Consider the following 24,134-nt stretch of genomic DNA (forward strand, 5'->3'; position numbering starts at 1 on the left):
ATGATACCCGGCTTAATGCCCTACCCCCGCCGCGCCAGCGTTTCCCCGTCTGAGAAGTAGGCCCGGATCCCCGCCAGAATCGACTCCGCCACTTCCTGCTGGAATTTAGCCGTCTTGAGCTTACGTTCCTCTTCCACGTTACTGATAAACGCGGTTTCGACCAGAATGGATGGAATATCTGGCGCTTTCAGTACCGCAAATCCGGCCTGCTCGACGCTGTTTTTGTGCAGCTTGTTGACCCGGCCCAGCTTGCCCAGCACCGCTTTACCAAACTTCAGGCTGTCGGTAATGGTCAGCGACTGCACCATATCAAACATCGTATGGTCGACGTAACGGTCGCCACTTTTGCTCACGCCACCAATTAAATCCGAGGCGTTCTGCGTGTCCGCCAGGTATCTCGCGGCGGTACTGGTCGCCCCTTTCGTTGACAGGGCAAACACTGAAGATCCGCTCGGCTGGCGGCTGGTGAAGGCATCCGCGTGAATAGAGACAAACAGATCCGCGCGCTGCTTTTGCGCTTTTGCCACGCGGACCTTCAGCGGGATAAAGACATCTTCGTTGCGCGTCATGTAGGCGCGCATATTGCCCTCTTTGTCGATCAACGCCTTCAGACGACGGGCAATTTGCAGCACCACATCTTTTTCGCGGGTGCGATATTTCCCGACGGCGCCGGAATCTTCTCCGCCGTGGCCAGGATCGAGCATGATCACAATCGGGCGATCGCGCCCCGCCTTGCCCGGCTGTGGGCCACTTTGCGCTGGCGGAACCTGGCTGTCGAGATCGCCTTTGTTGTAATCCTCAAGTAATGCCAGGAGCGGATCCTGAATATCCGTCGCATTCGCCGGATAGAGATCCATCACCAGACGCTCCTTAAAGGCGGCTACAGGCGCAAGGGCAAAGAGCTGAGGTTTCACGTTCTGCTTCAGCTCAAACACCATGCGCACGGTTTGCGGATCGAACTGCCCGACGCGCGCCGATTTAATAAACGGATCGTCGCCACGGATCTGAGCTGCCATGCCTTTAAGCACGGAGTTGAGGTTCACACCTTCGAGATCAACCACCACACGTTCAGGATTGCTGAGGGCAAATTGCTTGTAGTTCAGCACGCGATTGGACTCGACCGTCACGCGCGTATAGGTCGACGACGGCCAGACGCGCACCGCGACTACCTGGCTTGTGGCGGCAAGACCCACCTGGCTGACGCTAAGCAACCACATCGCCCCGGCCCCTTTTAACAGGCGGCGGCGGCTTATTGCTGAATTGGATCCCGACATGCTTCTCCCGAGCAAGAAATCTGATTGATGAACAAAACGCCCAAATTGACCGAAAACTTTAACGAATGACGCATAAACTGTCATCTATAAAAGGGTAAACAATCATACGTTAACGCACGGATTACTTATTATTTTCTGTGGGTCGCAGAAAATTTAGGCTTGCACACGCGGCCACAATCGAATAAAAATACAGAAATTACGAATAAACATTCACTAAGGGTTGTGTCATGGTTAAGGAACGCAGAACCGAACTGGTCCAGGGATTCCGCCATTCTGTTCCCTATATCAACACCCATCGGGGAAAAACGTTTGTCATCATGCTTGGCGGCGAAGCCATTGAGCATGAAAACTTTTCCAGCATCGTCAATGATATCGGCCTGCTGCACAGCCTCGGCATCCGTCTGGTGGTGGTGTATGGCGCACGTCCGCAAATTGAAGCCAACCTGGCCGCCCATCACCATGAGCCGATCTACCACAAACACACGCGCGTGACGGATGCGAAAACCCTCGAGCTGGTCAAACAGGCGGCGGGTCTGTTGCAGCTCGATATCACCGCCCGCCTGTCGATGAGCCTGAATAATACGCCGTTGCAGGGCGCGCACATCAACGTGGTGAGCGGCAACTTTATCATCGCTCAGCCGCTCGGCGTGGACGATGGCGTGGATTACTGCCACAGCGGCCGCATCCGCCGTATTGATGAAGAAGCCATTCACCGCCAGTTAGACAATGGCGCGATCGTTCTGATGGGCCCTGTTGCCGTCTCCGTAACGGGTGAAAGTTTTAATCTGACCTCAGAAGAGATTGCCACCCAGTTGGCCATCAAGCTGAAAGCGGAAAAAATGATCGGCTTTTGCTCCTCACAGGGTGTCGTGAACGATGAGGGCGTGATTGTGCCAGAACTTTTTCCGAATGAAGCCCAGGCGCGCGTCGAAGCGCTGGAAGCAGAAGGCGATTACTATTCCGGTACCGTGCGTTTTCTGCGCGGCGCCGTTAAAGCGTGCCGTAGCGGGGTGCGCCGCAGCCACCTGATCAGCTATCAGGAAGACGGCGCGCTGTTGCAGGAGCTGTTCTCCCGTGACGGGATCGGTACGCAGATCGTCATGGAGAGCGCCGAGCAGATCCGCCGTGCCACCATCAACGATATCGGCGGCATTCTGGAGCTGATCCGTCCGCTGGAACAACAGGGCATTCTGGTTCGCCGATCCCGCGAGCAGCTGGAGATGGAGATCGACAAGTTCACCATCATTCAGCGGGATAACCTGACCATTGCCTGTGCGGCGCTTTATCCGTTCCCGGAAGAGCAGATTGGCGAAATGGCGTGCGTCGCCGTGCATCCTGATTACCGTAGCTCCTCACGGGGGGAACTGCTGCTTGAACGCGTGGCGGCACAGGCGCGCCAGATGGGTCTGAGCAAGCTGTTCGTGCTTACCACGCGCAGCATTCACTGGTTCCAGGAGCGCGGCTTCACGCCGGTGGATATTGATTCCCTGCCGGAAAGTAAGAAAGAGATGTACAACTACCAGCGCCGCTCGAAGGTGTTAATGGCGGACCTGGGATAACAGTCACCCTCTCCTGCTGGAGAGGGCGTTCACTCAGACAGATTCAAATATCGCGCTTAATCCGCTTCTGCGCTCGGTACGAGTGGCAATCGCCTGACTCAACACGCGCTCATCCGCATACAGTGAAAGACGCTGGCGCGCACGGGTAATGGCGGTGTAGACCAGCTCGCGGGTCACAACCGGCGACAGCTGTGTCGGCAGGATCAGCGCCGCATGGTTGAACTCGGAGCCCTGAGATTTATGTACCGTCATCGCCCATGCCGTTTCATGCTCTGGCAGGCGGCTGGGCTGGACGGACTTCACGCTACCGTCCGGTAGCTGGAACCAGACGCGCAGACCGTTACCGCGATCGAGCGCAATGCCGATATCCCCGTTGAACAGCCCCAGCGCACTGTCGTTGCGGGAGATCATCACTGGCCGGCCCTCATACCATCGCGAATGCAGCTGACGGTTAATTTTGCGCTTCTGCACCAGCAGCTGCTCCAGCCTGTCGTTCAGGCCCGCGACGCCAAACGGCCCTTCCCGCAATGCGCACAGAAGCTGGTATTCGCCAAATGCGGCGATGACCTGCCCGGGCTGACTGCGCTGCTGCACGCAGCTCAGAAAATGCTGGTATCCCTGGAGAGCCTCCTCAAGCATAGCCTGATACTCTTCCCCGCTTTGCAGCGATTTCTTTTCAATGTCAGTGAAGGAACCGTCAAACACCGTGCGCGTGGCGTGCCTGTCGCCACGGTTGACCGCCGCAGCCAGCTGGCCGATGCCGGAGTCGCTACCGAAACGGTAGCTTTTTTGCAGCAGGCACAGGCTGTCACGCAGTGCGCCCGCGATCGGCGTGTGATCGGGTTCAAGCGAGCAACCGGTCAGACGGGCGAGCTCCTGCGCCCGCGCGGCGGTATAACCGTAACTGGCGTAGGTACAGATATCTCCCAGCACCGCCCCGGCTTCTACAGAGGCGAGCTGGTCGCGATCGCCCAGGAAAACCACGCGCGCATGGGGTGGTAGCGCATCGATCAGGCGCGACATCATGGTCAGGTCGATCATGGAGGCTTCATCCACCACCAGCACGTCCAGATGCAGCGGATTGCCCGCATGGTAGCGCAGCCGCTGGCTACCCGGCTGCGCGCCGAGCAGACGGTGCAGAGTACTTGCTTCACCCGGGAAAAGCGCAAGCTGCTCCTGGGTGAGCGGCAGCCGTTGCATCGCACCGCCCAGTGATTCGGTCAGACGCGCCGCGGCCTTCCCGGTGGGCGCCGCCAGACGAATACGGCATCGCTGCTCGCCTGAAAGCTGTATCAGGGCTGCCAGCAGCTTTGCGACGGTCGTTGTTTTCCCGGTTCCCGGGCCGCCGGATATCACCGAGATCCGCCGCGTCAGGGCGACGGCTGCCGCCACTTTCTGCCAGTCTGTGGCCTCACCGGAGTCAAACAGCCTGTCCAGCGTCTGGCGAAGCTGTGCTTCGTCGCAGGGAAGCGGCGCATTGGTCTCACTAAAGAAACGCGCTACCGTCAGTTCGTTTCGCCACAGGCGGTTCAGGTATAAGCGCTCCCCCGTAAGGATCAGCGGTGCCTGGTTGTCTCCCGGCCCGACGGCTGACGATTCACGCAAGATTTTCTGCCAGTCCACCTTATCTCCCAGCAGCGCAAAGCAGGACTGGAGGACAGGCGGCATTTTCTCGTCAACCACCAGACGCGAGAGCGGCAGACACACATGCCCCTCTCCGGCATCTTTACTCAACAGGGCAGCGGCAAGCATCACGGCGGGCTGGTCAGCGGCAATCATCATGGCAAACTGCACGTCCAGCTGACGCAGCACGCGTTGCTCTACCGCATCCAGCAATAAGTCCTGCATCGTCATGCCATCTCCTCCGTGTTTGCTGCAAACAGGTTATCCATTTTATTAATCAATTCCGCATCCGGACGAGTGCTGAAGATCCCGGAGCGCGGATCGGCAGCATCAACCCCGCGCAGGAACAGATAGATGACACCGCCAAAATGATCGTCGTAGCGATAATCCGCAATACGGTGGCGCAAATAGCGGTGCAGCGCCAGGGTATAGAGCTGATATTGCAGATCGTAGCGATGCATTTGCATGGCTGCCGCCATCGCCTGCTGGGTATAGGCTTCGCTGTTCTCGCCCAGCCAGTTCGATTTGTAATCCAGCAGGTAGTACCGTCCTTCGTGACGGAAGACCAGGTCGATAAACCCTTTCAGCATGCCCTGCACCTGACGGAAGTTCAGCGGCGGGCAACCGGCTGACAGCGGATCGTACTGACGGATAAGCGCATCGAGCGCGTCGGCCTTAAGCGGGCCTGCGACGGGCAGATAAAACTCCATCTCAACCTGCTTATTTTTGGCCGTTAACTGGCGAAGAGAGAAGCCCTGCGTCGTCAGCGGCGCCTGCAAAATGGCGTTGATCCAGTCAGTGAGAACGGGCTGCCAGTGCGCGTCATAGCCTCCGCTCTGCAACATCTTCAGCACCCACTCCTCACTGACAGGCTGGGTGAAATCAAGCTCTTCAAAGAGGCTGTGCAAAAAGGTGCCCGGCGACGCGCCGCGTGGGAACTGATGTGGAGTTAACGTCGGTTCAACCGGAACATCGCCCACCCCTGCGGCATCCACGTCCAGCTTCGGCATGAGATCCTGCGCAATACTTTGCCCGTGCTGTTGCAGGCCAGAGTAGCTGGTGACGCGCCAGTCGTCGGCAAGCACCCGTGTGATCTGGCGCGCGTTAAGATCGGTCGCGGGCTCTTGCGCCATTTCCCAGCGGCTGTTGTCTGGCAGAGAAGGGATATGCAGGGCGATATCGTCTCCGCAAAGCGACTCAATACAGAGGCGCAACCCCGCCGCATCTTTCGGCTCACCACGCTGAACAAGCCGCCCTAAGGCGCTTAAATGGAAATCGCTCTCCCCTGTTTTCTCCCCGCGACGGCGGAAAACCGGCGCGACGCCCAGGCTGCAATGCCAGACAGAACGGGTCAGCGCCACGTAAAGCAGGCGCAAATCCTCCGCCAGACGCTCCGCTTCCGCCAGCTCAACGCTGGTTTCCGCCTTGCTGAGATCGAGCACCGCATCGAAAGTCTCGCGGTCATGATAATAGGCCTGATCCTGAACGCGGTAGTTGGCGATAAAGGGCAGCCAGACCAGCGGATACTCGAGACCTTTCGATTTGTGAATGGTGACGATTTGCACCAGATGCTTATCGCTCTCAAGACGCATCTGCTGGCTTGCGGCGTTACTGTTTGGATCCGCGATTTGCTGCGCCAGCCAGCGCACGAGGGCATGTTCACTTTCAAGCTGGGTGCCGGCTTCCTGCAACAGTTCGCTGATGTGTAAAATATCGGTAAGACGCCTTTCACCGCCCGATGACGCCAGCATATTTTCGGCAATCTGGCGCCGCGTCATCAATTCGCGCAGCATCGCCATGACGCCGCGTTTTTGCCAGCGTTCACGGTAATGGACAAACTCTTCCACCACCGCATCCCATGCGTTTTCGTCATGGTTGAGCTCATCTATATCGCGCGCGTTCAACCCCAGCATAGAGCTGGCCAGCGCGCTTCGAAGCGTATTTTCGCGCTCCGGGGCCAGCACCGCCTGAAGCAGCCAGAGCATTTCCTGGGCTTCCAGCGTGTCGAACACGCTGTCGCGGTTAGAGAGATACACTGACGGAATATCCAGCAGCGTTAGCGCATCGCGGATTAGCGCCGCTTCCTGACGACTGCGCACCAGCACGGTAATATCAGAGGCTTTAACAGGATTTGCCTGTTCCCCCTGCCAAAGCAGCGCCTCGCCGCGCGCGCCTGCGCTCAGCCAGTCACGGATTTGTGCGGCGCAGTGCTGGGCCATCGCCGCCTGATAGTCGGCAACCCCATAGCCTTCCCCTTCCAGCAGCCAGAAGGTCATGGCGGGTTGCACCGCGCTACTGACTTCGAAGCGCAGGGATGCGTTTTTTGGGGCGGATTTCACCGGCAGGAAAGGGATTTCATTGAACATGAACGCCGTCTCCATACGGCTGAACAGCGCATTGACGCTCTCAACCATCCCCGGCGCGGAACGCCAGTTAGTGTCTAACGTGTAATGCGCGACAACCTCACTACGGGCTTTCATATAGGTGAAGATATCTGCCCCACGGAAGGCGTAAATCGCCTGTTTAGGGTCGCCTATCAACAACAGGGCAGTGTCGGGCTGCTGTCGCCAGATGCGGCGAAAAATGCGGTACTGCTGAGGGTCGGTGTCCTGAAATTCGTCAATCATCGCCACCGGAAAACGGGTACGGATCGCGCTGGCGAGCGCTTCACCATTTTCGCTGGATAGCGCCTCGTCCAGGCGGCTCAGCATGTCATCAAACCCCAGCTCGCCCCGGCGACGTTTTTCGCGCGCGACGGCCTGGCGGATCTCCGTCATAGCGCGGGTGATCATCAGGTCATTGAGCGTTAATGGCTCCGCAAGCAGCGCATCAATCGCCACAAACAGGGAATGCTCAGGCACAATGCCGTCGGCTTTGGTTCGCTCGGTCAAAAAGCGCTGCGAAAATTTTTCCAGCGCGTCCGGAAGCTGGTAGCCCCGCGTCTCCTCCTGGGCCCAGGCGCTGATCTTTTCGATCCACTTCCCCTGGTTCCCACGGTTGAACTTGCGTCTGTCGATGCCTGAGTTTTCGATGATTGCATCAATTTCACCAACCGACTCATTCCACTTCTGCTTAAGCGCCGCAATTTTGGCGACGATCTTTTCATGGCGCGAGGCCAGCGTTTCATCGGCAGGCGGCGGAGATTTAATGACCGGCGCTTCGCCTTGCAGGTAACGGTCGATGGCGCGAAGAAGCTCTTCCGGACCTTTCCACAGGGCGTGAACCGCTTCGGCAATGTCGCGCTGCAATGGATAACAGTGACGACGCCAGAAATCCGCACAGGCCTGATAGCGAAGCTCGGATTCATCTTCAATAAGCTGCTGCTCAAAGAGCATGCCGGATTCAAACGCATTCAGGCTTAACATGCGCTGACAAAAACCGTGAATGGTGAAGACGGACGCTTCATCCATTTGCCGCTCGGCCAGCAGCAGCCAGTGCGCAGCCTGTTGCTTATCCGCAATCTCGTCCAGCAGGCTCGCGTAGAGGGGGTTATCCGTTGTCTGACGCAAACAGGCGATGCGCAGCTCATGAATGTTGCTGCGAATACGGCCACGCAGCTCGGCAGTGGCCGCTTCGGTGAAGGTTACCACCAGCAGCTCTTCCACGCTTAACGGGCGCGAAAAAGCGGCGTTGCCGCCGAGCCCCAACAGCAGACGCAGATAGAGCGCGGCGATGGTATAGGTTTTTCCCGTTCCCGCTGAGGCTTCAATCAGTCGCTCACCCTGTAGAGGTAAACTTAGGGGATCAAGCGGCTCAGCGGTATGGGTCATTCTTTCTTACTCCAGGGCATAGTTTGTTGCAGCGCGCTGACGCTCTTCCAGACGGTCCACTCTTTTGATTTTACGTAGTCCGTTTTCCCGTTCTGGCTGCCAGAAACCTGAGACAGGATGGCCATACCCTGCGGTTTTACTACCGCCTGATGGAAGAAATCGGCAACCTTTTGTGGCGTCAGCTGTTTTATTTCGGCCACTATTTTATCACGCGAATCAAATTTCATATTACCGCGATCAAAATCTTTGCTCAGCTGCGAGGCCTCTTCACCCAGCGTCTGCGGCGGCTGCATCACCTGGGCGATAACCGCCTGCTGGATCTGGGCAAACTCTTCCGGCTTCATGGCGCGCAGTTTTGCTTCCGCCTGCGGGAAGAACGCCTGATAACGCTGCCACAGGTAAGCGGGTTGCTTGTCGCTGCTTTGCAGAAGGAAGCCCAGCCCCCACTGACGGCCCACATTCATAGAGAAAGCGAATACCGCATAGCCCAGCTGCTCTTCGGTGCGCAGCTGGTTGTAAAACCACGGCTGAATAATTTGACCGAGCACCGCACTCTGGGCAGAGCTGGTAAATTCGTCATAACCGACAGGGACAAACACCGCGGCCAGCGCGGAATCCGTGCTGCTTCCCGCTTTTTCGAAGATCACGTTCTGCTTTTTCTCTACCAGCACATCCTGGTTACGGCACCACTCATCGCCTTTTGAACCCAGTTGCGCACGGACGTTTTGCGCCAGCGTTTTAGCCTGATCTTCGCTCATATTCCCTACAACCAGGAACTCCGGACGGGTATTGGTTTTCAGCGCATCACGGTAAGCCAGCACCTCTTTTAAGGTGACTGAGGGCAATAACGCGCGGCGATCTTCGCGCTGGAAGTACGGAATTTGCGACAGCATCTGTGCTGGCATAATCGCCTGATCGTAGGCTTTACCCTTCTCGGCAGAATCCATCATCTGGGCATACCAGGACTTAGCCTGCTCGAGCTGTTCTTCCGTAGGCGTATAGCTGAAATAACCGTCCAGCAGCGCCTGGAACAGCTGCGGCAAACGCTGGGTATAGCCGTTGGCATTCACCATCAGGCCGTTATTGGCGTTGGTGGAGAAACTGATACCACCAACGGCAGCCTGGTTGCTGAGCTGATCGAGAGCAATACCGGCCAGATAATCGTTAAGCGCAAACAGCACCTGGTTTCTGGCGCTGTCCATTGCTTTGGGGTTACGCAGCACCACGCTAACATCCGCTTTTGGCTCGTCGGCGAAATAGCGGCTTGGGGTGTAGACCACGCGCAGCGTCGGCTCATCAACAATCAGCTCCGGGTGCGGATACGCCTTTGCGGGTTTGATCAGCGAGAAATCGTCCGGGATGTAGGGGTTAAGTTCCGGTAACGTCAGCGCAATTTCCCCCGCCTTTTTCTGCCAGCCCGCGAAGGTCTGTTCGCTGATTTTTTCAACCTGATACGGGGCATCAACGAAGTAGGCCATTTTGTTATGCGGTTCGTTCGGGCTGATATACCAGACGCGGGCATTCTGCGGAGTCATCATCGCCAGACGCGCTTTGAGCGCTCCGGCGTCATACTGGTCGGCAATATTTACCGCATCCAGCGTATGTTCCACCGGCACGCGGATCATGGTATCTGCCAGCCACTCAACGTAGTCCATATCACGCGTGATAGAGGGATAGCGGAAATCGAGATCCAGCACGTGCGCCAGCTCGTCAAAGTAGTGCTTATCGACGCCTTTATCGCGCAGCAGAGAGAGGTAACTGAAAATGGCCGCAACGACGTCGTCCCGGTGAGCCAGCCCTTTATCGGTCAGCGTCGCGGAGATGGCCAGCACGCCGCTATTCCCATTTACAACGGGATCGGAGTCAGCGCGAATACCTTCCACCAGCCCCTGCTTTTGCAGCCAGTCGGAGAGCGTACCCGGGCTGCGGTTGCCGATAAGATACGTCACCAGCTCGTCGGTTTTGCTGCGGAACTGCGCCGTGTTGTTATCAATACGGAATTCAACGCGTAACACCTTGCGCGGCAAGGCCGGCACATAGTGAATAACAATGCCTTTTTGCGCGTCCGTGACAACCGGCACGTTAATCTGCGGCAGATCGATATTTTTATTTGGCACCCTGCCGTAGGTCTGCGCGGCCATGTTTGCCAGCGTCGGCAACGGTTTATTGCTGTAGATAACCGCTTTCATCAGATTGGCGGAATAGTATTTTTCACGAAACGCATGCAGCGCATCGAGCACCGGGCTACCTGGCTTGTCGCTCAGCGTTTCAAGGTTGCCGCCTGAGAAGCGCGAACCCGGGTGCGCCGGATTGATGGTTTCAGCGCTAACCTGCGCCATGCGCATACCGTCTCGCGTGCGCGCCATCGTCAGTTCGGCGTTCACGGCATTACGTTCACGGTCAGCGTATTTTTTATCCAGCAGCGGTGCGGCAATGGCATCCGCCAGACGGTCCACCGCCCCATCAAGCGCATCATTTTCCACTTCCAGGTAAAACGCGGTGCGATACGGCGCGGTACTGGCGTTGTGGCTGCCGCCATGCATTTTCAGAAATTCGGACAGGCTGTCAGGCTGTGGGTATTTTTTAGAGCCCATCAGCGTCATGTGCTCAAGGTAGTGAGCCAGTCCAGGATGGGCGTCAGGATCTTCCAGCGAACCCACCGGCACAACCAGCGCGGAGAGCGATTTCACCGCCTGAGGATCGGAAACCAGCAGCACGGTCATCCCGTTATCAAGACGAATCGCCTGATACTCACGGGTGTCCTTATCGCTCTTACGGATTGTTTCCTTGACAGGTTGCCAACCGGAATCGGCCTGAGTGACGGGAGCCCAAAGGGCGATAAACAAAACAAACGCTTTGAACAAGGTGCTGCCTGGCATTACGACCTCTTTATCACGGCTACATCATTAACAACGTGCGTGCTGGACACGCCAGCATCTCTTTCTTTGGGTACATCAGTCCGTGATAAGAGGTGCATCATAAATGAACACCTCATACTGCGCAATTTTTATACAGCACTCAGGACTGATTAAATTTGAACAACGGTAACAGGTAGCGTTGCGCCTCCTGGGTGATAATGTCGAAATATTCTGGCTCCAGCGTTCGCCATAAACGTTGATACCAGACATCGTCACCTTCGCCACGTACCATCATGTTCCCTTCGTAGGCCTGCAAAAACTTGCTGCGCGCTTTCTGGAGCGAAGCCTCATCCGTTAACATGGCATCATTCTGCGCGTCGTAACAGGCTTTTATCCACGCCCCCCCACTTTCAGGCAGCAAAAGCAGAGGTTTGTTCATGCCCTGACGGTAACCTTCAATATAAAGCGACAGATACGTCAACGCCTGCTCAGGCTCCATCGGCGGGAAACGCCATTCGCCGTCCTTACGTACAAACAACCGGCTTTCACCTTCGTGACCACTCGCACTGTAGACAAGATGTTCGAGCCAGAGTTGCAGGCCATGTGAAACGCTGAGCATGGATGGCCGCCAGCGCAGCAGCCCGTCAGACTGCACGTGCGTGAGCCAGCCGCTGAGGTGCATACCGTTACAATCGAGATCGATTTCAATGCTGCTCGCCGGCTGCCGACACGCGATAACGCGGTCAGCAAGCGCTCGCATCTCCTCGCACTGGGCATCCCAGACGATTTCGCCGAATGCACCATACGGAAGTAATCCCGACGCCCTGTAACGTCGGAACAGTTTACTGGCGTCTTCTTCGTCAACCAGCGCATTCAGAAGCTGGGAATTAAGCTTAAAACGCTCCAGCCCATCAAGAATAAACGGTTCCGCATCGGGGATTTCGCTCTCTTCAGAGCGGAAATTCACCTGCAAGCGTTGCTGGAAAAAAGCCCGGACCGGGTGCGCCCAAAAACGCTGTAGCTGCTCAAACGAGAGGGTATCTATGACGCGCGGTTCGAGCGTCTGAATAAAATCGGTTTGCGGCGTCCCCGCTTTCTTCGCGGCGGGAAGCCACTCGCGGGCGTAGCTTTGCAGTTCATCAGGAACGTAATTGACAGGATCAAACGGCATACGGCTATGGTGACAGGTGATATGCGCTATCACCCGACGTTCGCTTTCGTCGCAGTTGCAGGCTTCATCGCCCGGCAGATAGTGACTCTGTCCGATGTAATCCACCAGCTCCTGCACCAGCACAGACGGGAAACGCTCGCTGTTGTCCTGAATTGAACGACCGATATAGCTGATATACAGCCTGCTTTGCGCAGACATCAGCGCCTCAAGAAAGAGATAACGGTCATCATCGCGGCGGCTGCGGTCGCCCCGCTTCGGTTGTGCGCTCATGAGATCAAAACCCAGAGGTGGAAGCGCACGCGGATAAATACCGTCGTTCATGCCAAGCAGACAGACCACTTTGAACGGGATTGAACGCATTGGCATCAGGGTACAAATATTCACCGGCCCCGCAAGGAAGCGCTGGCTGATGCGCTCCTGATCGAGACGTTGCGTCAGCTCATCACGCAGAAGCGAAAGAGGAACCGCCTCGTGATAGTGCGAATTAACCCCCTCATCAACGATGGCCTGCCACTGCTTCTCGATAAGCGCCATGGCGGCTTCAGTTTCGCTGTCCGGCAGAAAGAAATCATTCAGCATTTCGCGGCAAATCGGCAGCCACTCTTCGAGCGGGCGGGGCTGCATCAACGCACGGCGCCAGCGGTTGAGCTGCATAAGCAGCGAGGCTAAGTGACCAACCAGTTCCGCGATCAACCCACTGGATTCATCGTACGGCAGCACGTCATTCCATTCGCCGTGGATGCTCTCCATCGCATACCCCAGCAGCATGCGCGTCAGGCCAAACTGCCAGGTATGCTGGCCGGTCGCAGGGAGTTCGAACTCCTGGACGTTATCATCGTCGATACCCCAGCGGACACCAGATTCGTTGACCCACTGGCGCAGATAGCGCAACCCCTCTTCGTTAATGTTGAAACGTGCGGCCAGAACTGGCACATCCAGCAGTGCCAGCACATCCTCAGAGATAAACCGGCTATCAGGCAGCGAAAGCAGGCTGAGAAAGGCCTGTAGCGCCGGGTGTGACTGACGAGCGCGACGGTCAGAGATTGCGTAGGGCAGATAGCGGTCGCCCGTTGCGCTGCCAAATACCGCCTGAATAAACGGGCTGTAGCTGTCGATATCCGCCACCATCACCACGATATCGCGCGGTGTCAGGGTTGGATCGTCCTGTAACATGGCCAGCAGGCGGTCATGAAGAATTTCAACTTCACGCTGTGGGCTGTGGCAAACGTGGATCGCGATACTGCGATCGTCAGGATCCAGTTTTCGCTTCTTATCGCTTCGCGCAAACTCTTCGGCAGTGATCCCGGCAACGGCACGGTTTTCTAAATCCAGAATATCAAGCTGAATATTGTGCAGCAGGCTGTCCGGCGTAATATCCGCAAACGCATCCACATCCCCTTCTCCCGAAGAGGTGATTTCAGAAAGCAGATAAATATAGTCGCGTCCGAGCTTGCCCCACGAGGCAAGCAGCGGGTTCGGCAGGTTCTGAATCCCCTCTTCATCAAAAAGCTGCGCCGCATTTTCACTGTCTTTAAACAGCGGCACGGCGCGTTCCTCAAAGAGGCGTTTTCTCTGACGGGTGACCAGCCGTGATAGCCAGCGCGGATCCTGAATATCCCCCCAATAGTGCCGACACGGGTTGGTAAAGAGGATATGGATATCAGTGTGCTTACCGAGCGCTTTTAGCGCGTTCAGGTAGACAGGCGGCAGCGCGGAGATACCGCAAATGAACACGCGTGACGGCAAACGGGTTGGCCGTTCTGCGCTGTTCTCAAGTATTGAGATAAAGCGATCGTACAGGTTAGCACGGTGCCACTTAGGCTGACCGAGTTTCCCGGTATGCTCGACCAGCGCTTTCCAGAGCGGCGCCTGCCAGATTTGCGCTTCCGGTAACCCATCGACTAATTCTCCCGCTTCCCAGCGAATCAGCCATTCTGCACGGTAAACCAGATACTGGTCATAAAGGTCGGCAGTACGTGAGGCAAGCTGGAAAAGTTTACGCTTGTCGGTGTCGTCATTCAGGTAGTGGCGCAGCATGGCAAACTCATCATGCGCCAGCATGTCCGGCAGCAGCGTCATCAGTTTCCAGGCCATACTTTGTTTGTTGAAGGCGCTCTGCTCAGGAATATCCGGCAGGACGCGAACAAACATCTCCCAGATAAAGCTCGCGGGCAGCGGAAAATCGATGTTGGCCGCAATGCCAAATTTCTGCGAAAGGGACATTTGCAGCCACTGCGCCATACCGGTGCTCTGCACCAGCACCATTTCTGGCTCAAACGGATCGTCAAGACGCTCTTGCTCAACGATATACTCCATCAGTGCTTCCAGCACATCCAGACGATTTGAGTGGTAAACCCTTAGCATAAACGCTCCCGACTAGCGGCTAACCGGGCAATGCAGACGCGTCAACGCGCCCTGCCGCCCCATAGGAGAAATAAGTGTGACCGTGATGCTGACACATCCGGACTGTGTTGTCTGCCCCCGGCTGACCTGCCAGCCCGGCGGGAGCGTTAATGTTGAGATCTGCGACTGATTCCACGCATGATGCCATAGCTGACGATACTGGCTAAGCGCCGCATACCGGGCTGCCAGCGCGCGATGATAGCCGGATAACGCCATCACAACCACAACCAGCAACATCATTGCCAGCAAAACCTCAACCATGCTAAATCCTTTTTGTCTGCTCAGGGTAACTGACATAGCGTACTTTCCTTAAGGGGGCAGAAATCACTCCAGCCGTGGGCGGAAAAGCGTATCTGCCCCTCCGAGATGTCCCCGCCTCGCCATAGCAATAGATTGTCATTGCCGGCAATAAGCAACACACGCGCCCCAAACAGCCTTATACAGACCCGCAAACGTTGTGTCTGTTTGCACTGAACCTCTGGCTGTAAAGCCCATTCCTGAACGCGCCCCCACTCCAGTGCAGATTGCACGGCAGCCTGCTGGCGAACAGACAAACTCTCGCCACTTACCAGCGTGCTAAAGGTTTGCAGCTGCTGATTTAATCCGGTGAGGATCAGCGTGCCGAGCACCTGCAACAGCAGGACCAGCGCCAGCGATGACATGCCCCGCTGACGATTCACAGATTAAACCCCGTTACGGTATGGCGAGCCGAAAAGGGTGCGGTCAGTTCACCTTTACGGCGGGCACGCAGCTCGATACTGATGACCGGCGCAAAGCCATCATGATCGGTTTTAGTGACCATAAATTGCTCTATCAGGACCCGATCCGGGTCGGTGAGCTTATCCCATCCCTTACCGTCACAGGATGTGGCGCCCCGCAGCGTTTCAAGCGATCCGGACTCAAGCCGGAATCCCGTACTGTCGTTTTCTGACGCGGTGCTATCCCACTGGCCGTTGCTGTTCGCATCCCATAGCACAATCGCACATCGTCCTTGCCTGCCGATGATCATCCCCTGCCCCTGGCAATGCCCTGCACAATATCCTGCCCTCTGAAACTGTTTACCGATCGCGAACAGACGTTGCCAGACCTCATCCTCCAGCTCCTGCTGTCCGGATTGCAGTAAAACACCCCGCTGTAGCCCCGGTAAAAAACGTGACGTGCTGAGTAACAGAATGCTGCTTATCGTCATCGCAATAAGCACTTCCAGCAGGGAAAACCCTTTTCGATTTACTGGCATGCACCTTCTCCTGCGGCATTACACAGCCTGATACGTCCGCCATTTGAGACAATAACCCACCACCCACCAGCGCGGCTCTGCACGCGGATATGTCCGGCCCATGCGGTATCCCTTAAACCGTAAAATCCCAGCGCAGGGGTTATGTCGCTTATCGTGACCTCGGGCCACATCGGCTTCATTACGAACGGTCCGCCTCTGTCACAACCGGTCACCGCTGAACTGGCCAGACACTCCTTTTCACCGTCGTTATGCAACGCGATCCTGTGCTCGCTGTTGTGACGGTTGGCGTCATTGCGCAAAAACACCAGGTAATCCCGCACCTGGCAGGCGGTTTGCCAAAGCCGCTGCCGCTGCTGCCAGCTGTCCCAGCCATAGAGCCCTGTGGCGCTGAGGATCACTGTCAGCGAAACGGCGATAAGGGTTTCGATAAGCGTAAAGCCTTGTTCGTTTTTCATGGCGGGAGTGTGGCGGAATAGCAAAAACGGTGCGAGCGTCAAACCAGAACTTTACGAGCCGCTTTCCGGAGATTTTCACCCGTCGCAACGCGTTGCATCGTCTCTGGAAACAGGCTCGAAAAACAAAACGGGCGTGAAAAAAAACCGGCGCTAAAGAGCACCGGTTGTGTCAGGATTTGCCGTATCAGATGGCGACAGGAGCTTTAATGCCGGGATGCGGGTCGTAACCCTCAATCTCGAAATCATCAAAACGGTAATCGAAGATCGATTCCGGTTTACGTTTGATCACCAGCTTCGGCAATGCACGCGGTTCGCGCGTCAGCTGGAGATGCGTCTGTTCCATATGATTGCTGTAGAGGTGGGTATCACCGCCCGTCCAGACAAAATCGCCCACTTCAAGATCGCACTGCTGCGCCATCATGTGCACCAACAGCGCGTAGCTGGCGATGTTAAACGGCAAGCCGAGGAACACGTCGCAGGAGCGTTGATAGAGCTGGCAGGAGAGCTTGCCGTCCGCCACATAGAACTGGAAAAACGCGTGGCAAGGCGCCAGCGCCATTTTATCCAGTTCCCCCACGTTCCAGGCAGAGACAATGATACGGCGCGAGTCCGGGTCATTTTTCAGCTGGTTCATGACGGTCGTGATCTGGTCAATATGGCGGCCGTCCGGGGTAGGCCAGGCGCGCCATTGCTTGCCGTAGACCGGCCCCAGGTCGCCGTTCTCATCTGCCCACTCGTCCCAGATGGAGACATTGTTTTCATGCAGATAAGCAACGTTGGTATCGCCTTGCAGGAACCAGAGCAGTTCATGAATGATCGAGCGCAGATGGCAGCGCTTCGTTGTCACCAGAGGAAAGCCTTCTTGCAGATTGAAGCGCATCTGGTGGCCAAAAATGGAGAGCGTACCGGTGCCGGTACGGTCGTTTTTCGGCGTGCCCTCGTCGAGCACTTTTTTCATCAATTCAAGATACTGTTTCATGATTCCTCAGGAAAGTTGTTGCTGTGGACGACGACGATACGCCCAAATCATCATAATGGCACCCGCGACAATCATCGGAATGGAGAGGATCTGCCCCATGCTGATGTACTGTACCCATTCCCCGGTAAACTGCGCATCCGGCTGGCGGAAGAACTCGACGATGATACGAAACGCGCCGTAGCCAATCAGGAACAGACCGGAGACAGCCCCCATTGGGCGCGGTTTGCGGATATACAGATTCAGGATGATGAACAGCACCACGCCTTCCAGCGCCAGCTCATAGAGCTGTGACATATGGCGCGGCAGAACGCCGTAGGTATCGAAAATGGACTGCCACTCAGGATGCGAAGGCAGCAGCGCGATGTCCTCCGCGCGAGAACCCGGGAACAGCATAGTAAACGGCACGCTCGGATCGACACGCCCCCACAGTTCACCGTTGATGAAGTTGCCAAGACGCCCTGCGCCCAGCCCAAACGGGATTAACGGCGCAATAAAATCAGCCACCTGGAAGAAGTTGCGTTTGGTGCGTCTGGCGAAGATCACCATGACCAGGATCACACCAATCAGCCCGCCGTGGAAAGACATGCCACCGTCCCAGACGCGGAACAGATAGAGCGGGTCGTTCAGGAATACCGGGAAATTATAGAACAGGACATAACCGATGCGACCGCCCAGGAACACGCCGAGGAAGCCGGCATAAAGCAGGTTTTCCACTTCGTTCTTCGTCCAGCCGCTGCCTGGACGACTGGCGCGACGGCCAGCAAGCCACATGGCAAAGACGAAGCCCACCAGGTACATCAGACCGTACCAGTGCAGCGCTACAGGTCCTATTGAGAAAATAACCGGATCGAATTCCGGAAAATGCAGATAACCACTGTTCATCTGTCACCACAAGATGTTGTTATTCCGCTGAAAGTGGACAGCGGGTGAATTGCATTCCCGCCGTTGGCAGGTGCTCCAAAGTTGCGAATCATAGCATAAGGCAGGCGTGGAGGATGCGCCTGAGATGTAAAAGATGTGTATAGGGTTTCATGCGCGCTGTTCCCCCTCACCCCATCCCTCTCCCTCAAGGGAGAGGGGGTCGTCGGAGCCGTCATTATTTTGTGGGGATCAGCGGCCGCCCCGGATCAAACCGCCCATGCCGCGTCGCTCCATAAACGCAGCCACCTGATGGCGCACTTCGGCTGCCAGCTGTGCTTCCAGGCTACGCGCGGCCAGTTCGCGCGCCTCATCTTGTTCGATGTGACGTAACAGGTATTTCACACGCGCAACGGAACGTCCGTTCATTGACAGGTGACGGAAACCGAGACCAATCAGGATCGCCACGCACATCGGATCGCCGGCCATTTCACCGCACAGGCGCAGGTCGATATTATGCTGCTCGGCTTCGCGGGCGATCATCGCCAGGGCAAGAAGCATCGCCGGATGCAGGCTATCGTAGATGCTGGCAACGCGCGTATTGTTGCGATCGACCGCCAGAATGTATTGCGTTAAGTCGTTGGTGCCAACGGAGATAAAATCAACGCGGGTCGCCAGCTGCGGCAACATAAAGACCATCGAAGGCACTTCAAGCATCACGCCAATACGGGGTTTAGGGATCGCATAGCCGATCATCTCTTCCACTTCGCGCCCTGCACGTTCTATCAACCGCCGCGCTTCGTCGATCTCGTCAATACTGGTGACCATCGGCAGCAAAATGCTGAGATTCCCCGTGGCCGCGTTGGCACGCAGCATCGCACGAACCTGGATAAGGAAGATTTCCGGCTGATCGAGGGTTATGCGGATCCCACGCCAGCCGAGGCAGGGATTCTCTTCACTGATGGGCATATAGGGCAGTTGCTTATCCGCGCCGACGTCCAGGGTGCGCAACGTGACGGGTTTGTCGTTAAACATCTGCAACATGCCTTGATACTGCGCCACCTGCTCCTCTTCTGACGGGAAGCCGCTTTGCAGCATAAACGGTATTTCGGTGCGGTAGAGGCCGATGCCATCGATGCGGCTGCCGAGCTTCTCTTCATGCTCGGGGCTTAAGCCAGCATTGAGCATCACCTTCACACGCTCACCGCTCTTGAGCTGCGCGGGCAGGTTGACGTCATCTTCCGCCAGCTTGCTTAATTCATTCTCTTCGCTGATAAGACGCTGGTACTCCTGAAGGAGAACCGGCTCAGGATCCACCAGCAACTCACCGCGGTATCCGTCCACCACCAGCGTACGGCGGTGCAGTACGGAGGGCTGAATATCCGCCCCCATCACGGTCGGAATACCGAGCGCGCGCACCATAATGGCGGCATGGGAGTTAGCTGCGCCATCGCGCACCACTACGCCCGCCAGCCTGTCCTGCGGTAATTCCGCCAGCGTCGTCGCCGAGAGTTCATCGGCCACCAGTACAAACCGGCTCGGCCAGGCATTCGCCCCCTGAATAGTATCATCAAGGTGGAACAGCAGACGTTGCCCAAGCGCGCGTAAATCGCCGGCGCGCTCTTTCAGATAACCGTCAGTCAGCACCGCAAACTGCTCGGCAAATTTTTCAATGACCTTTTTAACCGCCCACTCTGCCACCGAACCTTTATCGACCTCGGCAAATAACTCACGACGCAAACGCGCATCGGAAAGCAGGTGTGAGTAGAGGTCGAAAATGGCCGCCGTCTCTTTTTGAGCGCCAGCGGCAAAGCGTTTGCTGTAGCGACGAAACTCATTCGCCGCCTCTTCCAGCGCAGCGGTAAGCCGTTCGCGCTCAAGCGCTTCATCCAGCGTCGAGGCTTCATAGACCTGCTCCATCAGGGGGAGCGTGGCATCCATCCAGCCTTCGGCAATCGCGACGCCCGGCGAGGCCGGAAGCGCGCGGATGCGGGTATGACGATACTGCCCAAAAAGGGCTGCCAGCTGAGACTGGGAGAGGATCGCAGCCATCTGCGTTGCCAGCGTGACGAGGAAAGACTCCTCGCTTTCGTCGTACTGCCGCAACTCTCGTTGCTGGACAACAAGCACGCCAAGCAGTTGACGGCGCTGAATAATCGGCACGCCAAGGAAAGCGCGGAACCGCTCCTCTTTGACGGAAGGGATATATTTGAAGCTGGGATGTTTTTGCGCATCGGCAAGGTTGATTGGCTCCGCCAGTCGCCCGACCAGGCCAACAATACCTTCATCAAACGCGAGCGTGACGGTGCGTCCCCGTGGTTTTTTTAAACCGCGGGTTGCCATCAGGTAGTAGCAACGTCGGTCATGGTCGGCCAGGTAGACCGAACAGACCTCGGTTTCCATCGCAAGACAGATGTCCGTCACCAGAATATTCAGCGCCTCGTTGAGGCGAGGCGCACTGGCAACCTTTTCAACTATTTCTCGCAAGCGGGTGAGCATGATTTGCGTAGCTTAACCTCTTTTACGTCGCCAGGCAGGTGCGCTCTGTGGCTTCGGAGGCGTCTCCTGAAGCTGCATCACGACACTTGCGAACTCTTTCATCACCCTACGATATACATCGCGCTTAAATGACACGACCTGACGAACCGGATACCAGTAGCTTACCCAGCGCCAGCCATCAAACTCTGGCGTGCTGCTGGTTTGCATATTGATATCTGAATCGTTGCCCACCAACTGCAAAAGAAACCACTTCTGTTTCTGGCCGATACAAACCGGCTTTGTGTCCCAACGCACCAAACGTTTCGGTAACTTGTAACGCAACCAGTTGCGGGTCGAAGCCAGGATGCGAACATCTTTTCGGCTTAAACCAACCTCTTCAAACAGCTCCCGGTACATCGCTTGTTCTGGGGACTCTCCGGGATTGATCCCGCCTTGCGGGAACTGCCAGGAGTGCTGACCATATCGCCGGGCCCACATCACCTGGCCCTGACGATTACAAATTACTATTCCTACGTTTGGGCGGTAGCCATCGTCATCAATCACCGGACTACCCCAAACTAAATCTGATATATGAATGATTGTTTCACACTACAGGGAGGCGGTAAACCACTCTCTTACAGGCCTGCAACCTAATAACATTTGAATAACTCACAATTTAGTGCGGAGTTATAAACAGATTCGGGCGACAGAGACCATTTTTATTCACCTTTTCTGTGGATATAGTTGTGAAGAAGTGCGGAATTACCGATGAACAACCTTGTAGCCCGACGAGCCGCCAATTTACCCCGCTTATAACAAATCATTTAAATTCATATGATTATATTGAAATTAAGGGTATCCAGGACGATAAACGTGACGATCATCACATCAAAGATCCTCCTGCTGATGAAAGATCGAACAGCGTCGGTTTTATCCACAGTTTGTGCCAATAAGTTAGTCACAATTTGTGTGAAAATTCGATTTTCATCGCACGTCAAGGCTGTAAATTGAAACAGTAGTGGCAGTTATTCCCAGTTATCCCATTTTTCTGTGGATAACATGGTGTAAGATCCTGTTTATTGTCAGTGACCAGAATTGCACAACCTGTTTTTTAGCCGCCGCGGGACGGATTGTATTCTAAAAAAGATGATATAAATCATCCACATGGAATAGGTGCACAGAAAAAGGTAAACTCTGTCCACAAGGGATAAAATATCAGCTCATTTTTTAATCAAAAGGTCGTTAGCATGCATTCTCTCGCCCCACTGCTCTCTCCTCCCGTCAGTGAAGCCCAGTTGCTCCAGCAGGCGCAACGTCTGGCAGGCTATTCACTGGGCGAGCTGGCCGTGATGGCGGGGTTGACGATACCCAACGATCTAAAGCGTGATAAGGGCTGGATCGGCGTGTTGCTGGAACGCTGGCTGGGCGCAAGCGCGGGCAGTAAACCCGAGCAAGATTTTGCGGCGCTGGGGGTGGAACTGAAGACGATCCCCATCGATAGCCAGGGACGGCCGCTGGAAACCACCTTTGTCTGCGTTGCGCCGCTCACAGGTAACAGCGGAGTGACATGGGAAACCAGCCACGTCAGGCATAAGCTGAAGCGGGTGTTGTGGGTACCCGTTGAGGGCGACAGGCAGATCCCGCTGGCTGAGCGTCGCGTTGGCGCCCCGCTGCTCTGGAGCCCGAATGAAGAAGAGGAGAGACAGCTTTCCCAGGACTGGGAAGAGCTGATGGACATGATTGTGCTGGGACAGGTTGAGCGTATCACCGCCCGGCATGGCGAAGTGCTGCAACTTCGTCCCAAAGCCGCCAACAGCAAAGCGCTCACTGAAGCGGTAGGCGCACAGGGCGAAGCGATCCTGACGCTGCCGCGCGGTTTCTATCTTAAAAAGAATTTCACCGGGGCGCTGCTGGCACGCCACTTCCTGTTGAAAACATAGTTTTTTACCAATTTTGCGCTCCGGCTAACATAATCTCCTCCTTTTTAAGATTTCCCCCCTTTCACCTGTCGTAATATCAGGTTATTACTACACTATGATTTGATACGAGCCAGGTGAGGATGAGAACGATGAAAAAATGGGCAGTAATTATCTCAGCAGTCGGTTTAGCGTTTGCGGTATCGGGTTGCAGCAGCGACTATGTCATGTCAACGAAAGATGGTCGTATGATCCTGACCGATGGCAAACCCGAAGTCGACGACGATACCGGTCTGGTGAGTTACCGCGATCGCGAAGGCAATCAAATGCAGATTAATCGCGACGAAGTCTCCCAGATCATCGAGCGTTAAACAGATAAAGGTCAGTAGCTTGCTGGCCTTTTTGATTTTTTCCTTCCCCTTTTGCCTTCCCTCTGCCATGTTTATATTCCTTTGTCGGGAGGTTCCTGACGCAGTCTGTATGTCAAAAAAAGGAAACCGGCTATGCATTATCACCGTATCCCCCACAGCGCTCTGGAGATCAGCCAACTGGGGTTGGGCACCATGACATTTGGTGAACAAAACAGCGAAGCCGATGCCCATGCACAACTCGATTACGCCGTCAGCCAGGGCATTAACCTGATTGACGTGGCGGAGATGTACCCCGTTCCTCCCCGCCCGGAAACACAAGGTCTTACTGAAACGTATGTCGGCAACTGGCTGGCGAAACGCGGCAATCGCGAAAAGCTGGTCATCGCCTCCAAAGTCAGCGGCCCTTCCCGTAATAACGATGCCGGGATCCGCCCTAACCAGATCCTTGATCGCAAGAATATCCGTGCCGCGCTGGATGCCAGCCTCAAGCGCCTGCAAACCGACTATCTCGATCTTTATCAGGTGCACTGGCCGCAGCGTCCGACGAACTGCTTCGGTAAGCTTGGCTACACCTGGAACGAAAGTGCTCCGGCCGTTACCCTGCTGGAAACGCTGGAAGCGCTCACGGAGTGCCAGCGGGCGGGTAAGATCCGCTACATTGGCGTTTCCAACGAGACGGCTTTTGGCGTGATGCGCTATCTGCATCTGGCCGATAAACACGATCTGCCGCGCATAGTGACCATTCAGAACCCGTACAGCCTGCTGAACCGCAGTTATGAAGTGGGTCTGGCGGAGGTGACGCAGTACGAAGAGGTGGAACTGCTCGCCTACTCCTGTCTGGGCTTCGGTACCCTGACGGGCAAATACCTGAACGGCGCGAAACCGGCTGGTGCGCGTAACACGCTTTTCAGCCGCTTCACCCGCTATAGCGGCGAGCAGACGCAAAAAGCCGTTGCGGCCTACGTGGATATCGCGAAACGCCACGGACTCGATCCGGCGCAGATGGCGCTGGCCTTCGTGCGTCGTCAGCCGTTTGTGGCGAGTACCCTGCTCGGCGCAACGACGATGGATCAGTTGAAAACAAATATTGAGAGTTTCCATCTGAACCTGAGTGAAGAGGTATTAGCGGAGATTGAAGCGGTGCATCAGGTTTATACCTACCCGGCACCGTAATAAAAGCAA

At 56.0% G+C, this 24,134-nt stretch carries 17 protein-coding genes; 4 read left to right on the forward strand and 13 right to left on the reverse strand.

Annotated elements, in window-relative coordinates:
• Positions 1-20: 20 nt before the first annotated feature.
• Complete coding sequence (gene amiC, locus KTH07_RS15950) at positions 21-1,274, reverse strand: N-acetylmuramoyl-L-alanine amidase AmiC (RefSeq protein ID WP_032619120.1); 1,254 nt, start codon at positions 1,272-1,274, stop codon at positions 21-23.
• A gap of 227 nt (positions 1,275-1,501) precedes the next feature.
• Here amiC and argA point away from each other — a divergent pair, with 227 nt between their 5' ends.
• The gene (argA, locus tag KTH07_RS15955) at positions 1,502-2,833 is read left to right on the forward strand and encodes an amino-acid N-acetyltransferase (RefSeq protein WP_015571744.1); all 1,332 of its coding nucleotides are present in this window, start codon (positions 1,502-1,504) and stop codon (positions 2,831-2,833) included.
• A gap of 33 nt (positions 2,834-2,866) precedes the next feature.
• On the opposite strand, the gene recD is transcribed toward argA, so the two are convergent.
• The 12 genes from recD to rppH form a co-directional block, all read right to left on the reverse strand.
• Positions 2,867-4,687, reverse strand: coding sequence for an exodeoxyribonuclease V subunit alpha (gene recD / locus KTH07_RS15960; RefSeq protein ID WP_032619118.1), 1,821 nt, complete (start codon positions 4,685-4,687; stop codon positions 2,867-2,869).
• On the reverse strand, positions 4,684-8,226 hold the full coding sequence (gene recB / locus KTH07_RS15965) for an exodeoxyribonuclease V subunit beta (protein WP_032619115.1): 3,543 nt from the start codon (positions 8,224-8,226) through the stop codon (positions 4,684-4,686). The genes recD and recB overlap by 4 nt, the downstream gene beginning before the upstream one ends.
• A complete protein-coding gene (gene ptrA, locus KTH07_RS15970; protein WP_063162080.1) occupies positions 8,223-11,105 on the reverse strand; it encodes a pitrilysin in 2,883 nt (960 codons plus the stop codon). Before ptrA ends, recB begins: the two co-directional genes overlap by 4 nt.
• A gap of 139 nt (positions 11,106-11,244) precedes the next feature.
• Entirely contained in the window at positions 11,245-14,619 is a 3,375-nt protein-coding gene (recC, locus tag KTH07_RS15975) for an exodeoxyribonuclease V subunit gamma (protein WP_063162081.1), read from the reverse strand.
• Positions 14,620-14,631: 12 nt separating this feature from the next.
• Positions 14,632-14,955, reverse strand: a complete 324-nt coding sequence (locus KTH07_RS15980) for a prepilin-type N-terminal cleavage/methylation domain-containing protein (RefSeq protein WP_023295356.1) — start codon at positions 14,953-14,955, stop codon at positions 14,632-14,634.
• Positions 14,940-15,338, reverse strand: a complete 399-nt coding sequence (locus tag KTH07_RS15985) for a DUF2509 family protein (protein ID WP_032619111.1) — start codon at positions 15,336-15,338, stop codon at positions 14,940-14,942. The genes KTH07_RS15980 and KTH07_RS15985 overlap by 16 nt, the downstream gene beginning before the upstream one ends.
• Positions 15,335-15,895, reverse strand: a complete 561-nt coding sequence (locus tag KTH07_RS15990; RefSeq protein ID WP_032619109.1) for a prepilin peptidase-dependent protein — start codon at positions 15,893-15,895, stop codon at positions 15,335-15,337. Before KTH07_RS15990 ends, KTH07_RS15985 begins: the two co-directional genes overlap by 4 nt.
• Entirely contained in the window at positions 15,886-16,350 is a 465-nt protein-coding gene (locus KTH07_RS15995) for a prepilin peptidase-dependent protein (RefSeq protein ID WP_032620255.1), read from the reverse strand. Before KTH07_RS15995 ends, KTH07_RS15990 begins: the two co-directional genes overlap by 10 nt.
• Before the next feature lie 184 nt (positions 16,351-16,534).
• Complete coding sequence (gene thyA, locus KTH07_RS16000; protein WP_015571751.1) at positions 16,535-17,329, reverse strand: thymidylate synthase; 795 nt, start codon at positions 17,327-17,329, stop codon at positions 16,535-16,537.
• 6 nt (positions 17,330-17,335) lie between these two features.
• Complete coding sequence (lgt, locus tag KTH07_RS16005; RefSeq protein ID WP_003862787.1) at positions 17,336-18,211, reverse strand: prolipoprotein diacylglyceryl transferase; 876 nt, start codon at positions 18,209-18,211, stop codon at positions 17,336-17,338.
• A 228-nt stretch (positions 18,212-18,439) separates the two neighbouring features.
• Positions 18,440-20,686, reverse strand: coding sequence for a phosphoenolpyruvate--protein phosphotransferase (gene ptsP / locus KTH07_RS16010; RefSeq protein ID WP_032619107.1), 2,247 nt, complete (start codon positions 20,684-20,686; stop codon positions 18,440-18,442).
• Between the two features lie 12 nt (positions 20,687-20,698).
• Positions 20,699-21,229, reverse strand: coding sequence for an RNA pyrophosphohydrolase (rppH, locus tag KTH07_RS16015; RefSeq protein WP_003862791.1), 531 nt, complete (start codon positions 21,227-21,229; stop codon positions 20,699-20,701).
• A gap of 683 nt (positions 21,230-21,912) precedes the next feature.
• On the opposite strand from rppH, the gene mutH reads away from it, so the two are divergent.
• The 3 genes from mutH to KTH07_RS16030 all read left to right on the forward strand — a co-directional run bounded on the left by mutH (position 21,913) and on the right by KTH07_RS16030 (position 24,125).
• Positions 21,913-22,605, forward strand: coding sequence for a DNA mismatch repair endonuclease MutH (gene mutH, locus KTH07_RS16020; RefSeq protein ID WP_032619105.1), 693 nt, complete (start codon positions 21,913-21,915; stop codon positions 22,603-22,605).
• Positions 22,606-22,733: 128 nt separating this feature from the next.
• Positions 22,734-22,952 (forward strand): YgdI/YgdR family lipoprotein, encoded by a 219-nt coding sequence (locus KTH07_RS16025; protein ID WP_003862794.1) that lies wholly within the window; start codon positions 22,734-22,736, stop codon positions 22,950-22,952.
• Positions 22,953-23,084: 132 nt separating this feature from the next.
• On the forward strand, positions 23,085-24,125 hold the full coding sequence (locus KTH07_RS16030; protein ID WP_015571754.1) for an NADP(H)-dependent aldo-keto reductase: 1,041 nt from the start codon (positions 23,085-23,087) through the stop codon (positions 24,123-24,125).
• Positions 24,126-24,134: the final 9 nt, after the last annotated feature.

Origin of the sequence: Enterobacter cloacae complex sp. ECL72, assembly GCF_019056635.1 — a bacterium.
Classification (GTDB): domain Bacteria; phylum Pseudomonadota; class Gammaproteobacteria; order Enterobacterales; family Enterobacteriaceae; genus Enterobacter; species Enterobacter hormaechei_C.